26 protein-coding genes and 1 pseudogene are annotated in these 26190 nt (G+C 68.7%); 9 read left to right on the top strand and 18 right to left on the bottom strand.

The window, feature by feature from the left end; genetic code table 11:
- Nucleotides 1-24 precede the first annotated feature (24 nt).
- Entirely contained in the window at nt 25-753 is a 729-nt protein-coding gene (locus ACTWLT_RS14440; protein WP_445318817.1) for a tetratricopeptide repeat protein, read from the bottom strand.
- Between the two features lie 57 nt (nt 754-810).
- On the bottom strand, nt 811-1572 hold the full coding sequence (locus ACTWLT_RS14435; protein ID WP_445318816.1) for a GNAT family N-acetyltransferase: 762 nt from the start codon (nt 1570-1572) through the stop codon (nt 811-813).
- Between the two features lie 871 nt (nt 1573-2443).
- Here ACTWLT_RS14435 and ACTWLT_RS14430 point away from each other — a divergent pair.
- The 5 genes from ACTWLT_RS14430 (at nt 2444) to ACTWLT_RS14410 (ending at nt 6261) form a co-directional block, all read left to right on the top strand.
- On the top strand, nt 2444-2995 hold the full coding sequence (locus ACTWLT_RS14430; RefSeq protein ID WP_445318815.1) for a hypothetical protein: 552 nt from the start codon (nt 2444-2446) through the stop codon (nt 2993-2995).
- 585 nt (nt 2996-3580) lie between these two features.
- Entirely contained in the window at nt 3581-4237 is a 657-nt protein-coding gene (locus tag ACTWLT_RS14425; protein WP_445318814.1) for a YeeE/YedE family protein, read from the top strand.
- A complete protein-coding gene (locus tag ACTWLT_RS14420) occupies nt 4237-4653 on the top strand; it encodes a YeeE/YedE thiosulfate transporter family protein (RefSeq protein ID WP_252414569.1) in 417 nt (138 codons plus the stop codon). The genes ACTWLT_RS14425 and ACTWLT_RS14420 overlap by 1 nt, the downstream gene beginning before the upstream one ends.
- Before the next feature lie 131 nt (nt 4654-4784).
- Nucleotides 4785-5195, top strand: a complete 411-nt coding sequence (locus tag ACTWLT_RS14415; protein ID WP_445318813.1) for an NUDIX hydrolase — start codon at nt 4785-4787, stop codon at nt 5193-5195.
- A 511-nt stretch (nt 5196-5706) separates the two neighbouring features.
- Complete coding sequence (locus tag ACTWLT_RS14410) at nt 5707-6261, top strand: DUF4352 domain-containing protein (protein ID WP_445318812.1); 555 nt, start codon at nt 5707-5709, stop codon at nt 6259-6261.
- A gap of 1533 nt (nt 6262-7794) precedes the next feature.
- Here the strand turns inward: ACTWLT_RS14410 and ACTWLT_RS14405 are convergent.
- Nucleotides 7795-8352 carry a hypothetical protein gene (locus ACTWLT_RS14405; protein WP_445318811.1) on the bottom strand — a complete coding sequence of 186 codons (558 nt, stop codon included), beginning with the start codon at nt 8350-8352 and terminating at the stop codon, nt 7795-7797.
- A gap of 233 nt (nt 8353-8585) precedes the next feature.
- A pseudogene (locus ACTWLT_RS14400) lies at nt 8586-8681 on the bottom strand (pyridoxamine 5'-phosphate oxidase family protein); the annotation flags it as partial.
- Nucleotides 8682-8749: 68 nt separating this feature from the next.
- On the opposite strand from ACTWLT_RS14400, the gene ACTWLT_RS14395 reads away from it, so the two are divergent.
- Nucleotides 8750-9931, top strand: coding sequence for a HEAT repeat domain-containing protein (locus ACTWLT_RS14395; protein WP_445318810.1), 1182 nt, complete (start codon nt 8750-8752; stop codon nt 9929-9931).
- 46 nt (nt 9932-9977) lie between these two features.
- On the opposite strand, the gene ACTWLT_RS14390 is transcribed toward ACTWLT_RS14395, so the two are convergent.
- Complete coding sequence (locus ACTWLT_RS14390; protein ID WP_445318809.1) at nt 9978-11039, bottom strand: saccharopine dehydrogenase family protein; 1062 nt, start codon at nt 11037-11039, stop codon at nt 9978-9980.
- 103 nt (nt 11040-11142) lie between these two features.
- Here ACTWLT_RS14390 and ACTWLT_RS14385 point away from each other — a divergent pair, with 103 nt between their 5' ends.
- The gene (locus tag ACTWLT_RS14385; RefSeq protein WP_445318808.1) at nt 11143-12099 is read left to right on the top strand and encodes a helix-turn-helix domain-containing protein; all 957 of its coding nucleotides are present in this window, start codon (nt 11143-11145) and stop codon (nt 12097-12099) included.
- A gap of 35 nt (nt 12100-12134) precedes the next feature.
- Here ACTWLT_RS14385 and ACTWLT_RS14380 read toward each other — a convergent pair whose 3' ends face one another.
- The 3 genes from ACTWLT_RS14380 to ACTWLT_RS14370 form a co-directional block, all read right to left on the bottom strand.
- A complete protein-coding gene (locus ACTWLT_RS14380) occupies nt 12135-12881 on the bottom strand; it encodes a nucleotidyltransferase domain-containing protein (RefSeq protein ID WP_445318807.1) in 747 nt (248 codons plus the stop codon).
- The gene (locus tag ACTWLT_RS14375; RefSeq protein WP_445318806.1) at nt 12878-13552 is read right to left on the bottom strand and encodes a nucleotidyltransferase domain-containing protein; all 675 of its coding nucleotides are present in this window, start codon (nt 13550-13552) and stop codon (nt 12878-12880) included. The genes ACTWLT_RS14380 and ACTWLT_RS14375 overlap by 4 nt, the downstream gene beginning before the upstream one ends.
- A gap of 98 nt (nt 13553-13650) precedes the next feature.
- The gene (locus ACTWLT_RS14370; RefSeq protein ID WP_445318805.1) at nt 13651-14061 is read right to left on the bottom strand and encodes a (R)-mandelonitrile lyase; all 411 of its coding nucleotides are present in this window, start codon (nt 14059-14061) and stop codon (nt 13651-13653) included.
- 224 nt (nt 14062-14285) lie between these two features.
- Here ACTWLT_RS14370 and ACTWLT_RS14365 point away from each other — a divergent pair, with 224 nt between their 5' ends.
- Nucleotides 14286-14972: a Type 1 glutamine amidotransferase-like domain-containing protein gene (locus ACTWLT_RS14365; RefSeq protein WP_445318956.1), complete on the top strand. Its 687-nt coding sequence runs from the start codon at nt 14286-14288 to the stop codon at nt 14970-14972.
- Nucleotides 14973-14989: 17 nt separating this feature from the next.
- On the opposite strand, the gene ACTWLT_RS14360 is transcribed toward ACTWLT_RS14365, so the two are convergent.
- A complete protein-coding gene (locus ACTWLT_RS14360) occupies nt 14990-16012 on the bottom strand; it encodes a zinc-dependent alcohol dehydrogenase family protein (RefSeq protein WP_445318804.1) in 1023 nt (340 codons plus the stop codon).
- 175 nt (nt 16013-16187) lie between these two features.
- On the opposite strand from ACTWLT_RS14360, the gene ACTWLT_RS14355 reads away from it, so the two are divergent.
- A complete protein-coding gene (locus tag ACTWLT_RS14355; protein WP_445318803.1) occupies nt 16188-17063 on the top strand; it encodes a helix-turn-helix transcriptional regulator in 876 nt (291 codons plus the stop codon).
- Between the two features lie 16 nt (nt 17064-17079).
- Here ACTWLT_RS14355 and ACTWLT_RS14350 read toward each other — a convergent pair whose 3' ends face one another.
- From ACTWLT_RS14350 to ACTWLT_RS14310, 9 genes are all read right to left on the bottom strand, one after another.
- Complete coding sequence (locus ACTWLT_RS14350) at nt 17080-17388, bottom strand: metalloregulator ArsR/SmtB family transcription factor (protein ID WP_445318802.1); 309 nt, start codon at nt 17386-17388, stop codon at nt 17080-17082.
- The gene (locus tag ACTWLT_RS14345) at nt 17385-18224 is read right to left on the bottom strand and encodes a metal ABC transporter permease (RefSeq protein ID WP_445318801.1); all 840 of its coding nucleotides are present in this window, start codon (nt 18222-18224) and stop codon (nt 17385-17387) included. Before ACTWLT_RS14345 ends, ACTWLT_RS14350 begins: the two co-directional genes overlap by 4 nt.
- On the bottom strand, nt 18208-19095 hold the full coding sequence (locus ACTWLT_RS14340) for a metal ABC transporter permease (protein WP_445318800.1): 888 nt from the start codon (nt 19093-19095) through the stop codon (nt 18208-18210). The genes ACTWLT_RS14345 and ACTWLT_RS14340 overlap by 17 nt, the downstream gene beginning before the upstream one ends.
- A complete protein-coding gene (locus ACTWLT_RS14335) occupies nt 19092-19862 on the bottom strand; it encodes a metal ABC transporter ATP-binding protein (RefSeq protein WP_445318799.1) in 771 nt (256 codons plus the stop codon). The genes ACTWLT_RS14340 and ACTWLT_RS14335 overlap by 4 nt, the downstream gene beginning before the upstream one ends.
- A 1-nt stretch (nt 19863) precedes the next feature.
- Nucleotides 19864-20853, bottom strand: coding sequence for a metal ABC transporter substrate-binding protein (locus ACTWLT_RS14330; RefSeq protein WP_445318798.1), 990 nt, complete (start codon nt 20851-20853; stop codon nt 19864-19866).
- Between the two features lie 121 nt (nt 20854-20974).
- Complete coding sequence (locus ACTWLT_RS14325; RefSeq protein ID WP_445318797.1) at nt 20975-21736, bottom strand: class I SAM-dependent methyltransferase; 762 nt, start codon at nt 21734-21736, stop codon at nt 20975-20977.
- A 112-nt stretch (nt 21737-21848) separates the two neighbouring features.
- Nucleotides 21849-23039 (bottom strand): aminotransferase class V-fold PLP-dependent enzyme, encoded by a 1191-nt coding sequence (locus ACTWLT_RS14320; protein ID WP_445318796.1) that lies wholly within the window; start codon nt 23037-23039, stop codon nt 21849-21851.
- Nucleotide 23040: 1 nt separating this feature from the next.
- Entirely contained in the window at nt 23041-24360 is a 1320-nt protein-coding gene (locus ACTWLT_RS14315) for a pyridoxal-phosphate dependent enzyme (protein ID WP_445318795.1), read from the bottom strand.
- A complete protein-coding gene (locus tag ACTWLT_RS14310; RefSeq protein ID WP_445318794.1) occupies nt 24357-25805 on the bottom strand; it encodes a Y4yA family PLP-dependent enzyme in 1449 nt (482 codons plus the stop codon). The genes ACTWLT_RS14315 and ACTWLT_RS14310 overlap by 4 nt, the downstream gene beginning before the upstream one ends.
- Nucleotides 25806-26190: the final 385 nt, after the last annotated feature.

Raw genomic sequence — 26190 nt, 5'->3', positions numbered from 1 at the left:
GCATGTCGAGCAAGGACTGTCGCGTCAGCGGCGATCGTCGGCGAAGGCCGCCTGCGGGTCGAGGAGCTGACCTCGCGCGTACTCCTCGCCGAAGGCGGCCGGGCCGAGCACCTGGGTCGCGGCGGCGCGCGCCTTCGCGAGGTCGGCCGCGTCGTCAGGATCCGGGACCTGGCCGAGAGACGCGAACGCCGCGTCCGCGACGCCGATCATCCGCGCCGCCCGCACGTGGTCCCCTTCCACCGAGGCGAGCGCGGCGCCCGCCACGCAGACGTACGGCACGAAGTCCGCCCAGCCGTTGCGGAACACCCGCTCGCGGCCCTCAGCGAACAACTGCCTCGCCGCGTCGAGATTGCCCAGACCCAGTTCGCAGAACGCGAGGTTGTGATACTCGGAGTTGACCGTCTCGGGGTGGTTCAGCGCCTCGTTGAGGGCGATGCTCTCCCGGTACAGGTCCCGGGCCTTCAGCAGGTCGCCGGACATGCGCGCCACAGCGGCCAGGACGTGCCTCGGCCGTTCCTCAAGGCTCCGCTGGCCCGACCGCACCGCGACCTCGAGAGCCTCCCGGGCACGGGCCTCGCCGCCCGGCAGGTCACCGCCGCGGATGGCGACCCTGGCCAGGCTGTACCGGGCCTCCACCTCGCCCGCCGGATCGCCGGCCGCCTGCGCCCGCTGGATCTCGGCCTCGCTCATGCGCACCACGGCGTCGGTCTCCCCGCGCCGGAAGGCCGAGCGGACGTTCTCGCTGAAGTTCATCGGTTCTCCCCCACACGCGCGTCATGATGCCCGGTCAGATGGGTCTGGTGCTTGACGTCAGCGCGCTTGGAACACCGTCCAGTTCTCCACGAGACGGAAGCCCATCGACTCGTACAGCGGCCGACCCATCGCGCTGGATTGCAGGTAGGCCGCGTCCGCGCCGGCCGCGATGCCGTCCAGCAGCACGGTCTCGGTGATCGTCCGTCCCAGGCCACGACCTCGGGCGGCGGGAACGACAGCGATGTTGAACACGCCGATCACGTTGGCGGTCCGCATCCCGAGCCCGGTGCCGGCGGACCGACCGGAGTCCTCGGCCAGATAGCCGGTGATGGAGCTGGCGTCGAGTACGCCACCGTCCATCAAGGAGCCGAATGCACCCTCGGGAGCTTCGAAGCTCTCGGTGAGAGTCCTGGTGTAGAGGTCGTTCTCGGCCGCGCCGACCCGCCGCACCGACGTCCGCTGTGCCGCGCCGGCCCGGAACACGATGTCATCCGCCGTACACGCGAGCAACGGCAGATCACTGCGTTCCATCAACCCGTGCCGGGCGGCGAGATCGGCGATCTCGTCGCCGGCCTCGCCACGAACCATGATCGACCAGTGCGGGGCCTGCCTGCCGACCTCCGTCGCCATCGCGTCGAGCGCCCCGAGATCCGGTTCCGGCGTCGTGTCGTAGGCCACGTTCAGCCCCGCGATGGCGGCGTGCGTGACCGCTGCCCGGGCCGTGCCGCGCTCGGCGTACCAGCCCTTCGGGGTCACCCCGCAGAGAACCTCGATCGCGTCGAAGTACGCCGCCGCCATCCGATCAGCGGTGTTGCTCATGCCTGTCTCGCTCCTCGCCGCGAACGCGGCCGCTACGAATGGTCCTGGATCCCCTGAAGAAGAACGGCCGTTCTTTCGCGCTGCACAAGGTAGCCGCGCCTCCTGCCATCCGCCAAATCACCGAACCCCAAAGAGGTGAACGATCGGTTATCAGGATGTGTGCTGGTGGGGACCACGCGATTGCGTCGCAAGGTCGAGGAGTCACGACGCCGACACGGAGGATCGTGGATGAGGCCGGCCGTCTGAGGAGGCAGTTAAGTCGGCGGGAGTGCAGCGTCAAACTCGAGCACGGCGGGACTGTCGGAGAAATACCAGCTCGGAGTGTTCCGGGAGCCCCACGACGTGCCCAGGGCGACCACCGCCGGACTTGTCGCCGACCAGGCCGTTGACCGCGTTCGGCATGAACGTTCCTCGATCGCCAGTCGTCCATATGGTATGCATGCTTGCTGACCGAGACCTGCCCGTCCAACTCATGCCATCCCACCCATTTGCCGGGTAACGCTGGCCGGATCGGAGTGACGTGGGCTGCTCACACGCTCAGGACTGCCCCCTCTTCCCGCTGCTCAACGCGAGCTTGCGCGTCTGGCGTAACCACTACTGCGACAGTGCGGAGGGCTGGCCGACATGTGCTCGGTACCAGCTGTACAAGACAGGCCAGCTTGTGCCGATCACGCTCCTGCCGAATGGAGTCGACGCGTTCAGGCCCGCGCCTGCGGCAGTACCCAGGTCCAATCAACCGGTGGACGCACCCCGCCCGTATACGTCAGCAACATCGCGAGAGGTCTCGGATGGATTACCGGCTGCGGAAAGCACAGGTGCTGCGGAGCCGACTCCACCGGTAAACCACCCGGATCACTCAGGTGTGGGAGACATGGTCAGCGATGCATGGGTGCTTGCCGTCGCCGATGATGCGAGATGCCGCGGCGGTGAACGGCTGCACGTGTGGGTGACGAGCCAGGAGAAGCCGTGGGCTGCTCCTCTTCCCGTCCCGCAGCCAGGGCAGCCTTCTCACGCCGACGGACCGGCTGTGGTCGCCGTTGCCTGGTTCGAGCCAGCCAGCGCCGCGTGGACGGAAACCCTCACTGGCTCACGGTGCGAGGCGCAGGTGGAGGCGGCGATCTTGTTGGGCCTGCCGCGCTGGCCATCGGCGACACATCCGGCGAGGGTGACCACCTGGGGTGTGAGCCTGAGCGCTAAGGGTCTCGCGTTGCATGACCCGACCGGTCATGTTTTCGCCCACGGCGTCGCCGAGATACCGTCCACTTGGACGACCGCCGCAAGGGCGCTGGGCGCCGTCGCCGTCGTCTACGGAGTTGGTCCCCTGCAGCAGGCAGTGCACCCCGAGCCGCCTCCGGCTCAACGGCTCGCCGAGGCGCGACGCGACGGAACCGTCGCCGCCGCATGGATACCACTGCTCGAGTGACAGGCCGACCATCACCAGATCGCGGGCTTGCTGGGTGTTCCAGGCCGCGGTACTACGACCGCGACGGGCCGTAGTAGGGCGTGACCGGGCCGTTGATCAAAGCGGCTGCCGACATGACCGCTCCTCGATCGCCAGTCGTCCATATGGTAGGTATGCTGGCTGACCGAGACCTGCCCCTCCAACTCATGCCATCCCACCCATTCGCCGGGTGAAGCTGGCCGGATCGGAGTGACATGGACTGCTCACACACTCAGGACCGCCCCCTCTTCCCCCTGCTCAACGCGAGCAGCTCGTACCGATCACGCTCCCGCCGAATGGAGCCGACGCGCTGTATCTGGGGCGCCGACCCGCCGGCATGGGGTCAGACACGGCGCGAGACACCCCCGTCACGGCTCGCTCGGGGTCCTCTCAGCGGTTCGAGCCGGTGCCGGCCCGGGAGCTCAACCCGGTACCGGCACCCGCTCAAGGCTTCAACACCCGGCCGCCGGCAGAGGGTCCGCACCCCTCCAGAACCCCATCGACCCCACCGACGCCGCCAGGGGCCCGGTGGTGGACACGACTCGCAGAGTGGATTGCAGGTCCCGCATGACTGAATACTGGCCCTGGTGGGCGGGGGCTGCCGGGCTCGCCCTCACCACCATCAACTACGCCGTCACGACCGATCGCTCCTTCGGCGTGTCCGGGGCGTGGGACCGCGTGCTGCACTGGCGCGCCGAACGCCGTGTCGAACGGGTCAACGCTCAGTTCGCTGACGAACGTGTCCTCACAGCGGCTCTCGCCGCAGCCACCGCCGACCAGTTCGGAGGCGGTTCGGCTGCACCTGCCGCTCATCCCACCCCGCACGGCGACGCGCGGGCACCGCGACAGGACGGGCAACCACCTGCCGCGCCGAGCTCCTCACTGGAAAGCCTGCTCCCGGCGCCCTTGGTCAGCCAGGTCGCCCTGCTCCTGTCGATTTTCGTGGGCGGGTGGGTAGCGGCGGTTACCGCCGGCCGATTCCAGCTCCGCCTCGACATGGGCGACGCCTTCGGCCAGATCGTGACCGACAAACCGATCGCAATGATCGGCGCGCTCTTCATCGGCGGTGTACTCGTCGGCTTCGGCACCCGTCTCGCCGGAGGGTGCAGCAGCGGTCACGGACTCAATGGCTGTGGGCGGCTACAGCCGGTCAGCATCGTCGCGACTGCCATCTTCTTCGGCACCGGCGTCCTCGTGTCGTTCCTGCTGTGGAAGGTGATCTGATGCGTACCCGGGACGGGATACTCGTCGCCAACGTCATCGCTGGGCTGGCTCTCGGCTACACCGTCGCGAACATCGGGTTCGGTGACTACGCCGAACTGAACCGTATGTTCACCTTCCAGGAGCTTCGCATGCTCCTGGCCTTCGCCGGCGCCGTAGCGATCATCGTCGTGGTATTCGCCGTATTGCGCGTCCGCCGCACCTCAGGTCGCATCCACGCCGGCGTAATCCCGGGCGCGATCTTGTTTGGCTCGGGCTGGGCGATCTCGGGTGGCTGCCCGGCGATCCCCATCGTGCAGGTCGCCAGCGGGTACCTCCCCGCCTTGGTCACGATCGCCGGCATAGTCGTCGGCGTCCGGCTCTGCCGATGGGCCAACACGAGGTACTTCCACCTCGACAGCGGATCCTGCGGGCGGTAGCCGAACGCGAGCGACTCGGACGACACGTCTCCGCGATGGCGAACCCCGATTTACCCGACCTGACGCACGGTCCGCTAATGTAGTGGCGCTGCGAGGTCCTTCGCGTGTATCGGGCGTGGCATGATCCGGTGGTGGCCACCTATGAGGTCGCGCTCTTGCTGCTTGTCGATGCCTCGGGCGCGGTGCTCCTACAGCACCGTGATGAGAATGTGGCCGCCTCGCCGAATCAGTGGAGTCTGCCAGGCGGCCATGTCGAGCCCGGCGAGTCACTTGAGGAGGCGGCCCGCCGGGAGCTGCTGGAAGAGACGGGTTTGACGGCGGACGAGCTGCACCTTCTGTGGAGCGGTCCGCGTCCGTACGAGGCCGGTTTCCCTCACACTGTGACGGTCCACGTGTTCAGTGGCACCACTAGGGCGCGGCAGAAGGACGTGGTCCTCGGCGAGGGACAAGCCATTGTGTTCGTTCCTCGGGACGAGGTATTCGGCCGTGAGCTCGCGGTCTCCTCTGCGCTGGTCCTGTCTCTGCATCTCAAGAGCACCTGACACATCACCGAAGGCACAGACGGCATGGCCGAGCTGGCCAGGGCTCTACACCAGAGTGAGCCCAACAGCTGATGTGCGACGCAACTCTGCCAGGTGACGCGCGACAGGTCCCAGAGGTCTAGGGGCGGCAGGAGCCGCCGACGAAACGTCCTGTCATGCCGATGAGCGGATGGTTCGTCGATACCGGCAGTGACATGATCAACCTATGGCGGACTTTCACTTCCGGGCCCTCCGCCTTTGACCAGCATGGGCGAGGTTGTACATGTGACGTACGGGGCCGACCCTGTTAATCCTCATCGCCGCCACGGTCTTCCTGGTCCGCCTCGCAAGACCCTGACCGCCTGCCTCGACCCCCAGGGAAGATAGTCGATGGGCTACCTTCCCTAGCTAGCCGCGATCCGCCGGCCCTCCCTCCCGTCGGTAGATGTCCCGAAGGTCGTCCTTGGCTGGGCGTCGAGGCGTGGCCGATCGGCAGTACATAGATCGTCAAGCTGAGCATAGGAGCAAAAGGGTGCACTTGAGGCAGACCATGATCCCCTCCATCGCGGTCGCGGTGGCCATGACAGTGGCGGGATGCGGAGGAGCCACCGAGTCCACCGCGGCGAGCGCTCCGAGCCAAAGCGCCAGCGCGGTCCCATCGGCCCCGCCGCCCTCGGCACCCGCAGGGAACAAGCTTGGCGATGCGATTCCCTTTGACGAGAACACCTCGACCATCACGTTCTACGGTTACAAGCACAACGCCACGCAATTCGGAAAGCCATCAGACAGTGCCTATGTCTATGGCGCGATCGACCTCAAATACTGCCTCAAAAAACTACCCAAGGGATACTCCGCTGTCTCGATTGGCACCTCAAACTGGGTATTGAAATTCGGGGACGCTTCAATCAAGAGCACTGGCCACGCTGGCGGCAACGGCATGAAGCCCGAGTATCCCGACCGGAAGGAAATCAAGGTCGGGACCTGCGTTCGTGGTTGGCTTGAGTTCAAGGTACCCAAGGACGGAAAGCCGACTGCGGTGGAATATACGCCAGCAGGGGCTCCCGAACCAATCACTTGGACTCCGTGACCTTACCGTTCCAGCACCTGCGGCTGAGAGCCGGCCGAGGCACCCGGCCCGACACGGGCGCGAATCATCGACCTGACCCGGACGACCCCACCTTGAGATTGTTTACTTGGGGCAGGTGTGTCATCTGCACTTCCCCGGTCGCGTGCACGTGCCGCAGTATGGCACGGCATCGCCGCAAGTCGCGCGTCGCCCAGCGTGACAGCGATGGCCGCCCGAAGCGTCGGGAACCTGCCGAGTGAAGCCCATGGTCCACCACATCAGACAGCTATCCGGCATCTGGGTTGCACCCGCGGAGCGGATAGCCTTCCTGGCCCTACTACGGCGACTCAGTATCCGGATCTGCCGCATTCCGCGCGCCGACTGTGGCGGATCAGTTGGCGGACGCGTGCCGCACGTCAGTCGACGGAGGGACAGGCTCGACCGCGGCTCGACCGCGTCGCGTTGCCGAATTGACCTCTTAAGGATCAAGGCGGCCCGCAACCGGGCCGCGCCGGCCGCGCTCGGCCTGCTGGCGGCGCAAGCGCCGGCATCGGCCGGTACTGACAGCCGCGCCAAGTGCCAGAACATGCCTCCGGCGGGGCTCTTCGACAGAGATGAGGCCGCCCACCTCCACCGCGAGTCCGGGCGAAGCCGAACAGACCTGTCTCCCGGTGTCAACACGGTGGATCGTTGTGTTGACACCGGGGGACAGGCCCGTCCCACGATGTGCGGACTCACGGCGGAGATGAGCTTAAGGCGCTTCGGCCACCTGCGCCTAAGCTATTGCCGTGACAGAGCCAGATCCGCCACTACGGCACCTAAGCGCGAACGAGGCCGGCGTCCTGGAAGCACTTCTCCGCCACAACTTCGCAGGTGTTGAGGAGCTCCGGGTGCAAGCGCGAGACGTCATGGCCCGCCCCGGATGCGGATGTGGATGCGGGACCATCCACCTTTTCCCACAAGGCAAGAACCTTCCCGCCTCACCGGCACAGACTCCGGTGCGCGTGCAAGGACAGTTTCCCGATCAACAAGGGCAGTGGTTCGGAGGCATCTTGCTCTTCCTTGCCAGCGGGCAGCTCGCGGAGCTGGAGGTCCACTCGTTCGGTGACCCGTTGCCCATGCCAGCACCCGATCAGGTGCTCTGGTTGCTGAGAACCGGCGAAAGCACCTGCACTCCTCTGCCCAGCCAGCCGGAGCGAGGGCCGGCAGGAGATCAGTGATCCGAGAGGCGCGTACAGCAGGAGAGCCAGCAATGCAGGCGACCCGAGGGAGCGGGGCGTGCCCGCTCCGTGCCCGATGGGACGGGAACCGAGGGTCAACGGCGGTCAGCTCCTGGACGTGGCCGAGGGTATGGCCGCGCAGGCCAAGCCAGGTCACTGCCGAGCCGCGTCCGCCCGTGGCCACACTTCCTAAACCGTGTGGCTGTACAGCCATTCGTACAGCCAAGCCAGCAGACCGGCCCGGTCATGAGCCGACGCGAGTCGACAGGACGAGCAGGTCAGCGGCAGTAGTCGACGCTGGCCGGCAGCAGTCTTGATCTTTGCAAGGCAGGGTTTAGAGCTTTCCGTATGGTCGGACGGTCCGGTGGCCCAGCCGGTAGGACACGGCGGCAACGAAGCCGGGGTCGAGCGTGGGCCAGTTCCAGAACTCGAATCCCAGGTAGCCGAAGCCCCAGGGCGGGCTCCACCCCCACTCGTTGATGCCGACAGGCTTGCCGCAGTGCCTGCATGCATGCACGCCGGTCCCACCCTGGTACCACTCGTCGATGACCGGTGAGAAGTCGCTCCAAGAGTCTTGGTCCTGATCGTCCACCACAACTGCTTTGCAGTGTGGGCAGCCGACCTGGACGACGCCCATCGAGTAGAACACTGACTGCCCCGTGACCACGCGGAATCCGTTAGTGGCGAATTCGTGTAGGTCATCCCATGGTTCGACGGTCGCGGCGGCGTAGTTCGGCCCGGGGCGGTGCCCTCGGTTGCCGAGGATGCAGTCCGTCGGTTCGGCCATGACGATGCCCTGCTCAACCAGCCATGACAGCACCTCGGCCCCCAGATGGTCAGCCTCTTCGGGGGTTGCCTCGACGTCGGCAATAGTCTCGAACCATTCGCCCACCGCTCGCTCCCTCCGCCCACCGTCCGGCGGACATCCTGGCAGCCACAGGCTCGGACTCGACAGGACGCCGCAGGACGCCAACCGGCATGAGACAAGGGCGCAGGCCGTCATCCGGACGAATCCGGACCGCCTCGCCGAGGCTTCGGATCAGATGCGTGAGCGTGCCTCGCCTCAATCCTCATCCAGTCCTCAAGGTTGATTACGCCGCCGCCGACGTGCCGGTCCTTTTAGTCTCAGCGCCGCCAGAACTGGCGCGGTGCAAAACCTTCACGTGGCAGCCAGTGCTCTGTATAGACAATCCGCTGCGGGAGCAGACGCCCCCGCTCTGCTGCGGGGGTGAGTTGATTTTTACGGCTGGCACGCTGATTCCGCCTGGGGGGTGTGGCATGGTGCCAGGGTGTTCGACAGTCGTGGGGCGTTGCAGGCCGTGGTCCGGCATGCCGTGGAGCTCGAAGATGATTACGAGGACATCGCGTCGACCCTCGCCGCCCTGTCGGCCTGCGGGGACGCCACGCTGTTACCGCTGCTACGGGACGCCCTCGACCGGTTTCTCGACGAGGAGAACTTTTACGGCCGGGACCTGATCGCCGGCGTTCTGGCCGGCATCGAGGGGGTGGCAGCGCTGCCGGTGCTGTTGATCGCCTCGGCGTGCGATCTCGGAGATGACCAGGACAGCCTGCAGACCGAGATTATCGAGCTGCTGCGCGCAGACCGGGCAGCCAGCCGGCGTGTGGTGCGTGAGTTGGCCACGAACGACGCGCCCGAGTTGCGTCGCGTGGCGCTGTGGGCGTTGGAGTTCGTGGTCGACGCACACGATGTCGAGCTGCTGGCTGCGGCCATGACCGATGCCGACGCGAAGGTCAGGTCTATCGCGGTCGGCTCGATCCCGGACCCGGCCAACGACGACAGGGCCTTTCGTGCGCTCGTCCTGGCGCTTGGTGATGCGGACGAGCAGGTCCGGGCAGCGGCGGCGAGCAGGCTTGGCTCCACCGGTCGAGCTGACGCGTTGGCGCCACTCGTCGCCCTCGCCGCCGACCGGGTGTCGCAGGTGCGGTCCACGGCCGTGTGCGCGCTGGGACGACTCGGCAGGCGCGAGGCGACCCCGACGTTGCAGCGACTTCTTCAGGACCCCGACCGGCACGTCCGCGAGCGTGCCGGGGAGGCCCTCGGCTCGGTCGGCGGCCCGGCGGCGGTCACCGCGCTGCTGTCGCTGGCTGGCGACAAGGACCCACAGCTGCGGGTCCACGCCGCCAAAGCGCTCGCGAAGGCAGTCGGGTCGGATCCCCGGGTGCGGCCGCAGCTCATCCTGCTGGCGCGGGACGACGAGCCGACGGTTCGGGCGGCGACCATCAGCGGACTCGCCAGCGCCGGTGTCGGCCCATCGCAGTGGGGGCAGCTTCTTGCGGGCCTGGTGGACGACCCCGTTGCGATGGTCCGTCAGCGGGTCGCGGTTCTGGCGCGGCACCTCGCGCCCGAAGCCGCCCCGGAGATCCTGCACCGATACGCCAACGACCCCGATCAGACCCTGCGCCGACTTGCCTCCACCGAACTTGACCGACTGACCAACCCCACCCGCTGATCCGACAACATCGTCGACAGTCCGGGCCGTCACTGTGGCTGGCCGATCAGGCGAGCAGTGGCACTCGCGACTCGGGCCGTTCCTCGACCGAGATGTGCGCGGACAGCGCGCGGAGAAAGTCGGGCGCGTCGAAGATCTCGCCGGCGGAGGCGACGCCGCTCGTCCTCGTCTGACCGGCGAGGATGCGACGGACCGCTTCGACCGCCAGGGGTGCGCTGATGGCGTAGATGTCCTGGCCGCTGGCGACGACGCGTCGTTGCGTGTCGCCGGAGCGCACGACCACGTCGACGGTGAACGTCTGCGCGGAACGGCCGCGCTCGTCGACCGCGCTCGGGGCGGATGCGTCGGGAGCGGCCAGGTCGTTGGCCGCGTCGGTGGTCATGTAGGTACGCACCTCGGGGATGGACAGGTGGCTGGGGACGGTGACGACGTCGGCCATCGTGAAGTCGCCGAGGACGGTCCGGGTGCCGACCGGGGTGGGAAAGTCCCACGTCAGGGTCGGCAGGTCGCGCTCGTCGACGTAGTAGTCCAACCGGCCACCGGTGTAGCGGACACGGTGCCCGTCGCGCCGATCCCGTGAGACGGTGCCGGAGGCGAGGGTCCCGGCCGTGGGGTGCCAACTACTGAGCCCGTACGCGATGTGCGCCTCGTCGGCCGCCACCCAGTTGGCCATCGCCGTCGTGACCAGCAGATCGCCGAGTCCGCCGAAGAAGGCCATCGCCGGGACGACCGCGACCCCTGCGTTCCGCGCGTGGTCGGTGAAGTGCGTGAACGTGTCGACGTTGGCCTCGATCTCGGCCGCCACATCCACGTAGGGGATTCTGGCGCGCAGGGCGGCCTCGATCACGGGTGCCGCGGTCGAGGCGAACGGGCCGGCAGAGTTGATGACGGCGGCCGCGCCCTTCAACGCCTGATCGAGCGAGGCAGGGTCGTCGGCCGACGCCACCCGGTGTTCGAGGCCCGGATGCGACGCGGCCAGGGCCTGGAGCTTGCCTGCGTCGCGTCCGATGAGAAGCGGGACGAACCCACGGTCGCGCAGCTCCGTCACCACGAACCGCCCGGTGTGCCCGTACGCACCGAACACCGCCACCGTCTGACCTGAGCTCATCTGCGGTTTCCCCTGTTCCTTGGAAGATCGACTAAGAAGATCCTCTCCGAGGCGCCCGGCCTGAACCAGTGTCGGGAACGCCACGGCCCATACACTTTCGGACATGGCCACTGTCGCGCTCGCCGCCACCGACGGAATGCTGCACTTCGAGCTCGCCATGGCCTGCGAGGTCTTCGTCCGCGACCCCACCGGCCTGGCAGACCCGTGGTACGACCTCGTGGTCTGCGGCCCGGGCCCGGTCGGGATCGGCAGGTTCCGCATGGAACCCGACGACGGGCTGGACCGACTGGCCCGCGCCGACACCGTGATCATCCCTGCGGTGGAAGACATCGACGCCGACGTGCCACCCGACCTCCTCGACGCCGTCCGCGCGGCCCACGAGGCGGGCGCTCGCATGGTCTCGCTGTGCACGGGTGCGTTCGTGTTGGCCGCCGCGGGGGTGCTGGACGGGCTGCACGCGACCACGCACTGGGCGCACACCGACGCGCTGGCCGCCCGCTATCCCCGGGTGACGGTCGACCCGGACGTGCTCTACGTCGACAACGGCAGCGTGCTCGCCTCTGCCGGCAAAGCGGCCGCGATCGACCTGTGCCTGCACCTGATCCGCCGCGACCACGGCTCGACGGTCGCCAACGCCGTCGCCCGCCGCCTGGTCGTGCCGCCGCACCGCGCCGGCGGGCAGGCCCAGTTCGTCACCACCCCGGTGCCCGCCCGCGACGACCATCCCCTCGCCAACCTGTTCCCCTGGGCGATGCAACGGCTGGACCGCCCGCTGACCGTGGAGGATCTGGCCCGCCAGGCGAACATGAGCTCCCGCAACCTGGCCCGCCACTTCAGGTCGATCACCGGCACCACTCCCCTGCAGTGGCTGTCGACGCAGCGGATCCGCCGCGCCCAGGAACTGCTGGAGAACACCGACAACAGCATCGACGCCATCGCGCAGGCGGCGGGCATGGGAACCGCCACCACGATGCGCCGACACTTCAACCGCACCGTCGGCGTGCCTCCGGACGCCTACCGTCGCACCTTCCGCAGCGCCCGGCCCGCACCAGATTCATGACCGCCACCCGGTTCATGACGTCCATCCGGTCGGGCTCAGCCGAGGCGGGTACGCACCACCAGGTCGTGCAGGGCGTTCACGGCTTCCGGGTCCGCGTGGTCGGGCAGCGTCGACGCGTCCCGCGCCGCCTCCAGCTCGGCGCGCAGGCGCGGCACGTCGGTGGCGAGCCGCTCCGCGGTGCCCGCGGGGAGCGGTCCGTGCTCGGCCGCCCGCTTGGCGGCGATGAGGTCCGGCACGTACGACAACGTCGTCGCGAGCACCCCGAGATCCGTCTCCAGACGGCCGGTGCGCATCAGGTGGATCCCGGTGAGCAGGACCCGCAGCGTGTACAGCGCGGGCTTGAGCTGCCCGGTCGTGGCGTACAGCTTCTCCTGGGTGGCCGCGAATCCGAGGTAGTGGTGCGCGTGGTGACGGGTGATCAGGTGCGGCGCCAGAGACGTGAGTTCGGCGTGCACCTCGGTGGTGACGACCACCAGCGGTGACAGCAGCTGCTCCAGGACGTACCCGTTGCGGCTGGTCAACAGCTTGGCGAACTTCAACAGATCGTGGCTGACCACGTCCAACTCGACGCCGTCGCGTACCCCGGCGTGCTGCAACGTCTGCGGCCCGGTGCGCAACCCGACCACCTCTTCCGCTGACAGCAGGTGCGCGGCCCGCAGGTCCAGGTCGGAGTCGACGGACGCGAACCCGTACAGGTGTGCGCCGCTGACGGTGGCGAACAGCAGCGGACGGGGCAGAGCGTGGGCGGCGTCCGCAGCCCACGGCGGCACCTCGGTGGTCACTGCAGGTTCCTTTCCCGTACGTCGAGGAGCAGCCGGTCCACGGCTTCCCGATCGGGCCGTTCCGGCAGGGCGGTGGTGGCGGCGGCGTCGGCGAGCTCCGCGAGCAAATCCGCCGCCCACGCGGCGACCGCGTCCCAGGGCAGCTCGCCACCGCGCACCGCGAGCAGCCGGTCGCGCAGGTGCCGCACGTCGACCAGGACCTCCCCGGTACGCAGCACGTGCGCCCCGGCGATCAGCAGCCGGATCATGTGCATCGCCTGTTTGTGGTTCGTCTCGCCGGTGCGCTCGCGGCGGGCCGCCACCCGGTTGAGCTGATCCCGGGCGTAGCTGCCGTAGGTTTCGGCCACCCGTCGCGACAGGAACGCCCGTCGCGCGGCCAGCAACCGTTCCCCGTCCTCGGTGATCGTCTCGATCAGCGGAGACCAGAGCACTTCCAGAACGGTCGGGTTGCCCTGCAGGGCCAGCACGCAGAAGCGTTCGAACTCCCAGGAGAACTGCTCCGCCGCCGGACCGTCGAGGTGGGTCGGCGGCTTGTCCAGGTGCCAGAACGCGCGGGTTGGCGCCACGTACACACCGCGCCGGTCGTGGTCGGAGCCCGGGCCGTGCAGCCCGTACGCCCGCGACCCGACCACGACGGCGAGGACGGTGCGCTCCTCGACAAGCTTGATCACGAGCGGCACGCTACCCAAGCGTCATCCGGCGCGCGTGATCTTTTCCGGAGGCTACGGCCCGGGCCGGTGCTTGCCGATCGACGGCGACCAGCGGCTCGTCAGCTCCGCTGGTTCGCCTCCCGGTAGTGCTCGTCGTTGACGGGTTCGAGCCAGCTGGTCGGGTCTCCGCCGTCGGGCAGGGCCTCGAGCATGGCCAGGTGACTCATGAACGTGTCGGCGGCGGCGCCGTGCCAGTGCTCCTCGCCCGGCGGGCAGACGATGGTGTCCCCGGCCCGTACGCGCAGCACCGATCCGTCACGGATGCCGACCAGGCCGACGCCCTCGGTGGCATGGAGGGTCTGACCGACGGCGTGGGAGTGCCAGTTGGTGTGGGCGCCGGGGGTGAAGCGTACGAGTGCGACGGTCATCCGCGACGGCGGCGTTCCAGTGTGGATGGGCGTCAGGTAGACGTCACCGGTGAACGCCTCCGCGGGCGTCTTCACCGTGGGACTGACGGGCTTGAGGTCCATGCGGTCTGTTGCTCCTGTTACTCCGCTCGTGTGAACGGGGCCCAGATGTGCGTGACTTCGGGCCCGAGTCGGGCGTTTTCCCTTGCCCAATCTCGCTGACCTTGGCGGTTGACGGTTGGACGGCCGCCAGCGGATGATCCAGCGATGTGTCGCTCGGGTTGGCGACGCTGGTATTCATGGACAACATGATCGCCGTATGCGGTGGCTTCAGGAGAGCGGATTTCATGAAGTTCCTTCTCACGTCGTCGGGCATCTGTAACCCGAGCATCTCCGACGCGCTCGTCGACCTGCTGGGCAAGCCAATCGCCGAGTCCACGGCCCTGTTCGTCCCCACCGCTGTCTACCCCTTCTCCGGCGGAGGTGAGAGGGCGTGGAAGGCGATCCACGGCCAGTCTCACATCCCGCTGTCCCAGCTCGGTTGGAAATCCCTGGGGATGTTGGAGCTCACCGCGCTGCCGACCATTCGAGAAGAGAACTGGGTCCCGGCGGTCCGGGAGGCCGATGCCCTCCTCGTCTGGGGCGGCGACGTGCTGTACCTGACCTACTGGCTGCGCCAGTCGGGCCTGGCCTACCTCCTGCCGTCGCTGAGTGACACGGTGTATGTGGGAGTCAGCGCCGGGAGCATCGCGGTCACCCCGTACAACTGCGACGCCGAATTCGACCTTGAATTCGTCCCTGACGGCAGCGACATGGCGCAGGGCGCCGACCGGGCGCTGGGGCTGGTGGATTTCACGCTGTACCCCCACCTCAATCATCCGGACATGAAGGACACCGACCTGTCCACCATCCAGAAGTGGGCGGCCGGAATCCCGGTCCCGACTTACGCCATCGACGACAACACCGCCATCAAGGTGGTCGATGGCACCGTTGACGTCATCTCCGAAGGCGACTGGAGACTGATCAACCCCTGACCGAGACGTCCGGCCGGTCAGGGACGCAGCAGCACCTTGATCGCGCGGCGCTCGTCCATCGCCCGGTAGCCCTCGGCGGCCTGCTCCAGTGGCAGGGTGAGGTCGAAGACCCTGCCCGGGTCGATGACTCGATTCTGGATGAGGTCGATCAGTTCGGGCAGGAAACGGCGAACCGGGGCGGGGCCGCCGTGCAGGTGCACGCCGGAGAAGAACAGCTCCTGCCCGGGCAGGTCGACGCCATGGGCGACGCCGACATAGCCCACGTGCCCGCCGGCCCGGGTCGACCGGATGGCCTGCATCATGGATTCCTGGGTGCCGACGGCCTCGATGACCGAGTGCGCGCCGAGCCCGCCCGTGAGGTCCTTGACCCGGGCGACGCCGTCGTCGCCGCGCTCGGTGACGATGTCGGTGGCCCCGAAGTCGAGGGCGAGCTTCTGCCGGGTCTCGTGGCGGCTCATCGCGATGATCCGCTCGGCGCCCAGCCGCTTGGCGGCGAGGACACCGAGCAGGCCGACCGCGCCGTCACCGACGACCGCGACCGTCTTGCCGGGCCCGACCTGGGCGGCGACGGCGCCGAACCAGCCGGTACCCAGCACGTCGGAGGCCGCCAGCAGGCCGGGGACCAGGTCGTCGGCGGGCGTGTCCGGGGTGGCGACGAGGGTGCCGTCGGCCAGCGTGATCCGGGCGTACTGGGCCTGCGCGCCGCCCGGACTGGCGGACTCGCGGTGCACGCAGTGCGTCTGGTAGCCGGCTCGGCAGATCTCGCAGGTGTTGTCGGAGGCGAAGAACGAACCGACCACAAACTGCCCGGGCCGCACGGTGCGGACCTCGCTGCCGACCTCCTCCACGATGCCGACGTACTCGTGGCCCATCGGCCGCGGCCCGTAGAGGGCCTCGATGCCCCGGTACGGCCAGAGGTCCGAGCCGCAGACACAGGTGGCCGCCAGGCGGATGACGGCGTCGGTCGGCTGCTCGATCCTCGGATCGGGACGGTCCTCCACGCGGACGTCGCCGGGGGCGTGTAGCACTGCTCCGCGCATGGCGGTGGTTCCTTTCGACTGTGTGGCATGGGCCGCGCCCGGAGGAGGTTCCGTTGTCGCGGGCACGGCTGTCACCGTCCACAGAACTCCCCAATTCCGCCGGGTGGGAGGGCTTGTCGAAGCAGGTAATGACAGAACCCCCTTCGTCGCCGGCCGGGGTCGTAGCGTTGCGGGCATGGACACCCGGGACGCCGTTCGCGAGTTCCTGGCCTCCCGGCGCGCCAGGATCACCCCCGAGCAGGCCGGCCTGCCCTCCTTCGGCGGCATCCGCCGCGTCGCCGGGCTCCGCCGCGCCGAAGTCGCGATGCTGGCCGGGGTCAGCCCCGACTACTACACCCGCCTCGAACGCGGCAACCTGTCCGGAGTGTCCGACAACGTCCTGGACGCCATCGCCCGCGCCCTGCACCTCGACGAGGCCGAGCGCTCCCACCTGCACGACCTGGCCCGCGCCGCCAACACCAGCCCCCGTACCCGGCGACGGCCGGTCAAGCAACAGATCAGGCCCGGCGTGCGGAGTCTCCTCGACGCGATGACCGAGGCCCCCGCCTTCGTCCGCAACGGGCGCCTGGACATCCTCGCCGCCAACCAGCTCGGTCAGGCCCTCTACGCACCAGCCTTCGACAGCCCCGACCGGCCGGTCAACCTGGCCCGGTTCTGCTTTCTCGACCGCCGGGCGGAGGACCTCTACGCCGACTGGGACGACGCCGCCAACACCACCGTCGCGCTGCTGCGCACGGAGGCTGGTCGCGACCCCTACGACAGGGCCCTCACCGATCTGGTCGGCGAACTCGCCACCCGCAGCGACGACTTCCGCACCCGCTGGGCCGCGCACAACGTCCGCCTGCACCACACCGGCGTGAAGCAGTTCCACCACCCGGCCGTCGGCCGCCTCGACCTCGCCTTCGAAGCGATGCCGCTACCCGCCGATCCCGGCCTCACCATGACCGCCTACAGCGCCCAGGTCGGCACCCCGGCACACGACGCCCTGCGCGTTCTGGCGAGCTGGGCGGCGACCACCGCCGACACCAGCAGTGCGTCCGGCAACTCCTGAGCGACCGTATGGTGTTTCAGGAGGAGTTCTCGGCGTAGCGGAGCACGTCCCCGATGAGCCGCCTGGTGGCCTCCCCTTGCAGCATGTAGGTGACCTGTCGGCCTCGGCGCTTCCGCCGGATGAGCCGTGCGTCCTTGAGAAACCGCAGATGGTGGGCGATGGCCGTCGAATCCGCGGACAGCGCCTGCGCCAGCCATGCCGGTGTCTGCTCCCCTCCCTGCAGCAGCACCAGGATGTGCAACCGGTGCTCGTACGCCATGCCACGCAGCACGACGATCGCCCGATCCAGGGTGGCCCTCATGTCGTCGAGGTGGGCGGTGCTCATGCCGGGACCGCACGTGAGCTGGCGATCGTCCGGACGCGGGCACTGGTCAGCCGGGACAGGACCGTCGACAACGCCAGGACCCCGGTGGCGGTCAGGGTGATGCTCGCGCCGGCGGCGACGTTCCAACGGCTCGACGCGTACAGCCCGCCAAGGCCGCTGAGGGCACCGAACGTGACGGCCAGGGCGGTGATGGTGCGGAGCCGGTGAGACCACTGGCGCGCCGCGGCGGCGGGCGCCACGATGAGGGCGAGGGCGAGGATCGTGCCGACCGCCGGGACGATCGTCACGACCACCACCTGGATGGTGAGCAGCAGCACGACGTCCCAGGCAACGGTGGTGAAGCCGGCCGCCCGGGCGCCGCCGCGGTCGAAGCCGGTATACCGCAGTGGGCGGGCGCAGGCCAGCAGGACGGCCGCGACGACGACGAGCGCCACCGCGGTCGTCACCAGATCCTGCGGGCTGACCGTGAGGATCGATCCGACGAGGAACGATGTCAGGTCCCGGCTGAAGCCGTTCTGGGTGGCGACGAGCCCGGCGCCGAGCGCGAAGCCACCGGAGAGCATCACGCCGGTCGCCGCGGCCGCGTTCTGGCTGCGGCTGCGGCTGAGCGCGGCGACGCCCAGCGCGACGATCGCACCCGCGATCACCCCGCCGAGGACGATGTTGACGCCGATGATGGAGGCGGCCACCACCCCGGGAAACGTGGCGTGGGTCAGTGCCATGGTGAAGAAGGACAGCCGACGGAGCACGACGTGGACGCCGATGAGTCCGGCGAGCGCGCCGACGAGCAGCACCTCGGCCGTGGCCCGGTGCAGCGCGTCATCCCACCAGTTCATGAGGTGATGTCCTTCCCTGGGGGGCGGTCCGCGTGCGGCGGTGCCGCAGGCGCAACGCGCCCAGCGGGAGCAGAAGCAGGTAGGCGAGCACGAGCAGCAGGACGACGGCGGACGCCGAGGTCAGGGAGACGCCGTAGTCGACGGAAGCAGTCCAGCTGGCCAGTAGGCCGCCGTATGCGGCGATGAGGATGAGGCCGGTGCCGATGGCAGCCATGACGGGCAGTCGGTCGGTGAGCGTGCGGGCGGCCGCGGCGGGCACGATGAGCAACGCCACCACGAGGATGGTGCCGACGGCGCGCACCGCGGCGACGACGACGAGCGCGACGATGATGTTGAGCCACAGATCGAGCCTGGCGATCCGGAACCCGGCCGCGGCCGCTCCGACCGGGTCGAAGGTCCGGAAGATCAGGGCGCGGGCGGTGATCAGTAGCAGCCCGAGGATGACCACCGCCAGTACGGCGGTCTCCGCGACCTGACGCGGCGTCACCGTCAGGATGCGCCCGAAGAGAAACGATGTCAGATCCGAGGTGTACGACGAGCGCCGGGACACGAGCACCACGCCGACCGAGAACATGGCGGTGAGCACCACGGCGATGGACGCGTCGTCGGGCAGCGTTCCGCCACTGGTCAGTAGGGTGAGCACGACTGCGGTCACGACGCCGGCGATCAGCGCCCCGACGAGGATGCCCTCGGCGCCACCCGCCAGGAAACCGATGACGACGCCGGGAAACACGGTGTGCGTCAGCGCGTCGGAGACGAACGACAGGCGACGGGCGAAGACGAAGACACTGACCGGCCCGCAGATGAGGGCGAGCAGCGCGAGCTCGGCCAGGGCTCGCCCCATGAACGGTACGGTGAACGGCTCGATCACGGCTCCACCAGCACTGTCCGGCCGTCTCTCAGCTCGATGGCGTGCCCGCCGTACGCGCGGCGCAGCGTCTCGGCAGTCAGCGTCTCGGCGGGCGGGCCTACCGCCCACTGGCGGCCGTTGAGCAGGCCGACCGTGTCGGCGAGTTCCCGTGCGACGGTCAGGTCGTGGGTGCTGAGCACCAGGGCGGTCCCCACCGTGCTGAGCTCGCGCAGGACGGCCAGGATGGCTTCCTGGCTGACCGCGTCGACGCCGTTGAACGGCTCGTCGAGCAGTAGCAGCCGCGGCTCGGCGGCGATGGCACGGGCCAGCAGTACCCGCTGGCGCTGGCCACCGGAGAGCACGCCGAAGTGCGTCCGCGCGTGATCGGCGAGGCCGAGGCGTTCGAGCGCCTCGTGGACGGCTCGTCGGTCGGCGCTGCGGGTGGGACGCCACCAGCCGATGCGTCGATAGCGGCCCATCATGACGACCTGGCCCGCGGTCACGGGGAAGTCGGCATCGAGGGAGTCAGTCTGGGGAACGTATCCACTTTGGGTCCGGGCGCGGGACGGCGTACGCCCGAGCACGGTTGGCGTGCCGGCGATTACCGGCACCAGGCCGAGGATCGATTTGATCAGGGTGGACTTGCCGGCGCCGTTCGGGCCGACCAGGGCCAGGCGCTCCCCCGGGGCCAGTTCGAGGTTGACGTCGGTGAGCACGGGGGTGCCGTGGTAGCCGACGCTCACCCCGGCGTAGCGAAGGGCGGCGTCGGCCACCGCGACATCGTCCATGTCAGCCGCCCAGAGCCGTGACGATGACCTGGGTGTTGTGCCGCTCCGCGCCGAGGTAGGTGCCCTGGGGCGTGCCTTCGGCGCCGATGCTGTCGCCGTAGAGGGCGTCCTCACCGCCGACGACCTTGACGCCGGCCTGGTTGGCGATCGCCTCGGCGCTCTTGGGTGGCAATGACGTCTCCGCGAAGATGGCCTTCGCACCGGTGGCCTTGATCTTCGCGACGAGGTCGTTGAGCTGCTTCGCGCTCAGCTCGGCGGAGGTGTCGAGGCTGGGGATGACCGAGCCGACGAACTGCAGCTTGTACCGGTCGACGTAGTAGCCGAAGGCGTCGTGGTTGGTCACGAGCTTGCGCTGATCGGCAGGGATTCCGGCGAAGGCGGCCTCGTTGTCGGCGTCGAGCTTGTCGAGTTCGGCTGAGTAGTTCCGCAGATTGTCGGCGAAGGCGGTGGCGTGCGCGGGGTCGGCCGCGGCGAGGCCCTTCTCGATGTTGGTGACCATCGTCTTGGCGTTCTGCGGGTTGTGCCAGATGTGCGGGTCGTGCTCCTCGGCCTCGTGTGCGCCCTCGCCCTCCTCGTGGCCGTCCTCGCCCTCCTCGTGGCCGCCCTCGCGCAGGGTGATGCCCTGGCTGGAGTCGACGACGGTGCCCTTGAAGCCGGCCGACTCGATGGTCTGGTCGAGCCACTCCTCGAGGCCGACGCCGTTCTTGACGACGATGGCGGCTTTGCCGATGGCCTGGATGTCGGCCGGGGTGGGCTCGTAGTCGTGCGGATCCACGTTCGGCTTGATGATCTGTGTGACGGTGACGTCGCTGCCGCCGATGGTGCGGGCGAAGTCGGCCACCTCGGGGGTCGTGGCCACCACAGCGAGCTTGGTGCCGGACGAGGTGCCGCTGCCGCCCTCGGTGGCACCGTCACCCGAGCCGCATCCGACGAGGAGTACGAGCGCCGCGGCGGTCGCCGCTGTTATGAACGTGCGTTGCCCATGCTTCACGAAAACACTCCATTCCTGAGGCCAGGAACGGTAATCGTTTTCACTAAGTATCGTCTAATAGCGAGATGACCATGCGTCCGTCCGCTGCGGGCACCTGACCGGGACGTGGTGGGTTGGAACCTCAGGCCACGGCCGCCAGCGCCGCGTGCCGACCGGACCGCCACAGGATCCCGACCTCGCCGAGGCCGGCGTCACGAGCGGCGGCGGCGTGCCATGACACCGGAGCGGTGAACTCGACCGGGGGGCGGTTCTCGAAGATCGCCGCCCGTTCCGCGAGCAACGGACGCAGCGCCTTCACCTCGCCGATGTCGCTCCACCACTGGGCCCAGGCCAGCTCCGCAGCCGCCTCGTCCGGCGCGGGGTCCAGGGCGCTCATCAGCGACGGAAGACCGTCGTCGGGCATGAGGTCGGCGACGATGAGCAACCCGCCGGGCGCCAGGCAGCGGCGGGCGTCGTCGTAGAACGCCCGCACCTGGGCCGCTGTGAGGTAGTGCAGGGTCATCACCACGGTGACCAGGTCATGGCCGCCACCCGCACGGGCCGCCCAGCCCGGCGAGGACAGATCGCCCGTCAGCGTCCGCACCTCGCCCTCCAGGGCGCGGCGGGCCAGCGCGAGCAGCACCGGATCGATGTCCACGAGGGTGACCGAGGCGTCGGACCACCGTCGAGCCATCCGCTCGGCGAGCAACCCGGGCCCGCCGCCGAGATCGAGCACCCGCCGGGGTGTCCGACCGCGGACGGCCTCGGCGGCACGGCACAGCGCCTCCTCGAGGGTGGCGAGATGGGGCACGAATCCACCCATGACCTGCGCCCAGCCTTCGCGCCACCGGACGGCCTGCGCGCGGTCGAGCACGGCGCGGGGCGCGCCGGTGGTCGTTGCCATGGGTGCACTCCCGGACGACACGCGGACAGGACGGCCACACGATAACGGAAGCCATTTCCGACACGATAGGCGATCCGAGGCGGCAGAACCGGCGATTGGCGGTGCGTGTCCGTCAATCGCGGTCGAGCTCGTCCAGGACCGACAGGAGCCGGTCCACCTCCTCGGCGGTGTTGTAGACGTGCAGGCTCACCCGTACGGATGCCGTCTTCTCGCCCTGGTCGCCCTGGCAGTGACCGTCCGCGCGGACCAGAAGTCCGTGTGCGGCCAGGATGAACCCGAGGTCGTTCGAGCCGATCAGGCGGTGGCGGAAGGCCACGATGCCCTGGCGCTGCTGCACCGGGGCGTCGGCGGCCAGGCTGCTCTGACAGCCCAGCACCTCGACGTTGGACAGCGTGCGCAACCCGTCGGTGAGCCGCGCGCCGAGCGCGGTGTTCCAACGGGCGACACGATCCAGGCCGGCGGCGTCGAGCCAGTCCAGCGCGGCGACCAGGCTGATGATGCCACTGGTGTTGGGTGAGCCGTTCCATCCTGCCGGCGCGTAGGTCGGACCGCGCTCATTGCGTGTCCAGATCGCGCCGGTGCCCGGCAGCGCCATCGTCTTGTGCCCGGAGAACACCACGAAGTCGACGTCGGTCGCCGCGGTGGACAGCGGCAGGTGCCCCACGCCCTGCGCGGCGTCGAGGCAGATCGGGACGGACGGTCCGGCTGCCGCGCGCAGTCTGTGCACGTTCATGTCGTTGCCGTAGACGTGGTGCACGTGGGTCGCGGCGATCAGGCGCGTCCGACCGTTGATCATCGCCGCGAGCCGACCGGTGTCGTAGTCGTGGGCGGCGTCGTAGGGCATTGCCCGGACGCCGACGGTGATGCCCTGGTGGCGCAGCAGCTCCGCGGTTTCCAGCCAGGGTGCGTTGTTGGCGGCGTGGTCGGCGAACGGCACGATGATCTCGTCGCCGTCGCGCAACTGCGGGGCGAGCCAGTCGCGGGCGATGGCGCGCAGTCCCTCGGTGGTGCCACTGACGAAGTGCACGCCCGAACGCTGCGGCGCCGGATCGTCGAGGAAGCGGCGCAGCCGGTCGCGGGCCTGTTCGATGCGGGTGGTGGTCCGGTTCGCCCACGGGTACGTGCCACGGGCGGCGTTGGCGTTGCCCGTCGTCAGATAGGTCAGGACCGCGTCGAGGACCGCCTGTGGCTTCTGCGAGGTGGCGGCGCTGTCCAGGTACGCCACGTCGGGGTTGGCGGTGATGAGCGGGAACTGGGCGCGCAATGCCTCCTGCCACGGGCGCAGCTCGTCGAGAACATCCATGTCAGTCGCGCACGAGCTCGGCGCCGGCGTCGCGCCAGGCGATGATCCCGCCGTTGAGCGAGCGCACATCTGGATGACCCATCCGGGTCAGCAGCGCGGCGTAGCGGGCGGACTTCTCCCCCACCGGGCAAACCAGCAGCACCGGCTGGCGGCGGCCGAACGGCAGCCCACCGTGAAGTAGTTCCGCGAAGAGTTCGTCGACGATGTTGATCGAGCCGTCGATGTGCAGCGCCTGGTACGCGAACGGGCTGCGCAGGTCGACCACCAGCCCTCGACGCTCGGCGATCCACCGCTCGGCTTCCGCGACATCCATGGTGGCCGCCTGCCTCACGTCCGCGTCGGTCACCATGCGGAGGGAGTTGCGCCGCGGTGGCCGGCCGAACAGTTCGGGGCGCCGCTCCCGCAGATAGCTCATGTAGCTCTCGACGCGATCACAGACGATGAAGACCGCCGTGCGGCGTTCGGTGAGCTGCGCGTCGATGGCGCGCAGATGGCGTACGGCGCCCTGGTAGGCACCACCACCGGTCGGCCCGGCGAGCGTGCCGCATCGACGTACGAGAGTCAGCAGACCATCGATGGCGTCGTCAGCGGTGATCGTCTCCACCGTGTCATAGACGCCGGGGTCGAAGAGGCCGACCTCGTGCACCTCGTCAATGGTGCGGATCCCCGGGATGAAGTCGGACTTGTGCGCGACCAGCCCGACGACGCTCACGTCAGGATTGTGCTGGCGCAGCGCGGCCGCCACACCGGTGGAGGAGCCGGCCGTTCCGACGCAGGCGATGAAGTAGTCCGGGGCTCGGCCGTCGAGGTCCTTCACGATCTCCGGCCCGGTGCCGTTCAGGTGCGCGTCGACGTTGAGCTCGTTGAAGTACTGGTCGGTGTGCAGGTAGCCGCCACCCGATCCGGCCAGCCGGTGGTACATCCTGGTCAGCGGGTCGTCCGTGTCGGTGGGGTCGAGGCATTCGGCCTGCCCGGGCAGCTCGTCGATCTCCGCGCCGAGCAGCAGCAGCAGGTCCTTGATCTCGGCGACCTTCATGCGATTGGTGACGCTTTTGAAAGTGAGCCCGTGCATGCCGGCGATGACGGCCAGAGCCTTGGCCGTGTTGCCGCTGGACAACTCGACGACGGTGTCTCCGCGCTCAACGGCCTGGGTGAGCAGGGGTCGGGCCATGTTCCACGCGGCGCGGTCCTTCAGGGAGCCGAACGGGTTGAGCAGCTCCATCTTGGCGTACAGGTCGATGTTTCGCAGACGGTGCACGGCGGGGTCGATACGCACCAGTGGGGTGTTGCCGATGGCATCGGTCATGTTCTCGAACCTCATGGTGCCTCCGCGCGATGGTGAACGGGCCAGTACTGCTCGTCGAGGCACCATCGCCACGCGCCGTCGTCGCGGTACAGCGCGACCTTGCGGCCGATCGGCTGGCGCAGCGCCTGTGTGGCGCTGAAGTCCATGAGATAGCCGGCGGTGTTGACGAAGGCCAGCAGGTCGCCGGCGCAGGGCCGGGACGGCAGGAAGACCTTGCGTCGGGTGATGAGATCCGCTTCGAGACAGAGATTGCCGAACAGGTACACCCCCACGGGCCCCGGAGCGGCCGGGGTCGTCCGGTGCACGACGACCGGGTCCATCAGGATTCCGTGTTCCTCAAGACTGACGTCGCGCGCGTTGCAGTCCAGGCGCACGATCGTGTCGCCGTTGGCCTCGTCACGCACCTCGAGAACGCTGGCCAGGACCAGGCCGCACTGGTCGAGCAGGGCCCGACCCGGCTCGACGTGCAGGTCGTACATGTTGTCCAACAGCAGTGTCCCGAGTGGGCGGCGCTGCTCGGGCGAGGTTGTTCGTAGCAGCCGATCGAGGTACGCGGGTCCGGAGACGGGCCGGTGAGCCGGGTACAGGTTCAGGGAACCCCGAATGTGGGCACCCTCGGCGCGCAACCCGTAACCGTGCCCGGTCCAGGTCAGTGGCGCCCGCCTGCCGAGCACCGCCTCGGTCAACGCGGAGGTGTACCGCTCCCACTGCGCGCCGTCGGCGAGGTAGTCCACGCCGAACCCACCGCCGATGTCCACCGACCATGGCCGCAGACCGCGCCGGCGGCACTCGTCCAGCGCGCCGAGGCAGCCCTCCAACGCCACGGCCTTTTCCGGCAGCCCGATCGTGTCGAGGTGAAACGCCACTCCGACCAGATCCAGGGCGTCGGCATGTTTCTCGATCACGTCGAGAACCTCGCTCACCGCGGCGGCCGACACCCCGAAACGGCTGCGGCGGCTGTTGAACTGCACGCCTGTTGAGGTGAAGCCCGACAGGCGTGCCATCACCGGTATGCGCGGCAACGACCAATCCGTGACCAGTGTGGCGAGCGCCGCCAACTCCCCGACAGAGTCAGCGCTGACGGTGACCCCGGTACGGGCGCACAGCCAGAGGAACTCCTCGTTCTTCGGCCCGGTCGCCATGATCCGCTGCGGCACGAAGCCGGCACCGAGCGCGTGCTGCAGCTCGGCGAGCGACGCCACGTCGATACCCGCGTCGGTGGCGGCGAGTTCTCGCACCAGGGCACTGGATCGGTTGGCCTTGTGCGCGTAATAGATGTGACCGGAGAGGCGATGGTCGGAAAAGACCGAGCGGAATGCGGCAACGTTGTCCGTCAACTGCTGTGGCAGGATCACGCCGAGTGGAGATCCCAACGCGTCGGATAATTGCGCCATCAGGACGGTTTCGTCGAGCGCCGACTGTAGTGCCGGACCGATTCGCGGAGACAGGTAAAGGGGCAATGCGACTCCTCAGGTGAGTCGTGGCGCCACGGGCGCCGCCACCCCTTACGCCGAAACCCTTCGTGACGGCGGCCCGCTTCAACGTAACCGATGTTCCGACGCCCGCCAAGGGGTGGCAAGTGAGCGACTGGACGCCCGGCCGTCACATATAGGAGTGCGCATATGTGATGGTAAGCGTCAATGCATGCGTCGACTATCCAGCAATCCTGACGAGAACGACGGCCAGCCATTGTCTTGTTCTGTCCGACCGCCGGCGCTACTGGCCGGCGCGGGTCTCGCCCTCCTGTCACCGGCGATGCCGATCCGCGAGTGCCCCCTGCAGAGGTCGGAGCTGGTGGTGCTGGTCGGCGCGCGACGCCAGCCTGGCTGGCGGACGAGGTGCAGG

It is taken from the genome of Micromonospora yongxingensis, assembly GCF_052601155.1.
Note: the sequence above shows the minus strand (reverse complement) of the source record. Positions and strands in the feature narration are given on the sequence as shown.

Bases quoted from the DNA above. Each gene is read 5' to 3' on its own strand.
- ACTWLT_RS14440 (WP_445318817.1), bottom strand. From the start codon at position 753: ATGAACTTCAGCGAGAACGTCCGCTCGGCCTTCCGGCGCGGGGAGACC.
- ACTWLT_RS14435 (WP_445318816.1), bottom strand. From the start codon at position 1,572: ATGAGCAACACCGCTGATCGGATGGCGGCGGCGTACTTCGACGCGATC.
- ACTWLT_RS14430 (WP_445318815.1), top strand. From the start codon at position 2,444: ATGGTCAGCGATGCATGGGTGCTTGCCGTCGCCGATGATGCGAGATGC.
- ACTWLT_RS14425 (WP_445318814.1), top strand. From the start codon at position 3,581: ATGACTGAATACTGGCCCTGGTGGGCGGGGGCTGCCGGGCTCGCCCTC.
- ACTWLT_RS14420 (WP_252414569.1), top strand. From the start codon at position 4,237: ATGCGTACCCGGGACGGGATACTCGTCGCCAACGTCATCGCTGGGCTG.
- ACTWLT_RS14390 (WP_445318809.1), bottom strand. From the start codon at position 11,039: ATGAGCTCAGGTCAGACGGTGGCGGTGTTCGGTGCGTACGGGCACACC.
- ACTWLT_RS14385 (WP_445318808.1), top strand. From the start codon at position 11,143: ATGGCCACTGTCGCGCTCGCCGCCACCGACGGAATGCTGCACTTCGAG.
- ACTWLT_RS14370 (WP_445318805.1), bottom strand. From the start codon at position 14,061: ATGGACCTCAAGCCCGTCAGTCCCACGGTGAAGACGCCCGCGGAGGCG.
- ACTWLT_RS14365 (WP_445318956.1), top strand. From the start codon at position 14,286: ATGAAGTTCCTTCTCACGTCGTCGGGCATCTGTAACCCGAGCATCTCC.
- ACTWLT_RS14360 (WP_445318804.1), bottom strand. From the start codon at position 16,012: ATGCGCGGAGCAGTGCTACACGCCCCCGGCGACGTCCGCGTGGAGGAC.
- ACTWLT_RS14355 (WP_445318803.1), top strand. From the start codon at position 16,188: ATGGACACCCGGGACGCCGTTCGCGAGTTCCTGGCCTCCCGGCGCGCC.
- ACTWLT_RS14350 (WP_445318802.1), bottom strand. From the start codon at position 17,388: ATGAGCACCGCCCACCTCGACGACATGAGGGCCACCCTGGATCGGGCG.
- ACTWLT_RS14345 (WP_445318801.1), bottom strand. From the start codon at position 18,224: ATGAACTGGTGGGATGACGCGCTGCACCGGGCCACGGCCGAGGTGCTG.
- ACTWLT_RS14335 (WP_445318799.1), bottom strand. From the start codon at position 19,862: ATGGACGATGTCGCGGTGGCCGACGCCGCCCTTCGCTACGCCGGGGTG.
- ACTWLT_RS14325 (WP_445318797.1), bottom strand. From the start codon at position 21,736: ATGGCAACGACCACCGGCGCGCCCCGCGCCGTGCTCGACCGCGCGCAG.
- ACTWLT_RS14320 (WP_445318796.1), bottom strand. From the start codon at position 23,039: ATGGATGTTCTCGACGAGCTGCGCCCGTGGCAGGAGGCATTGCGCGCC.
- ACTWLT_RS14315 (WP_445318795.1), bottom strand. From the start codon at position 24,360: ATGAGGTTCGAGAACATGACCGATGCCATCGGCAACACCCCACTGGTG.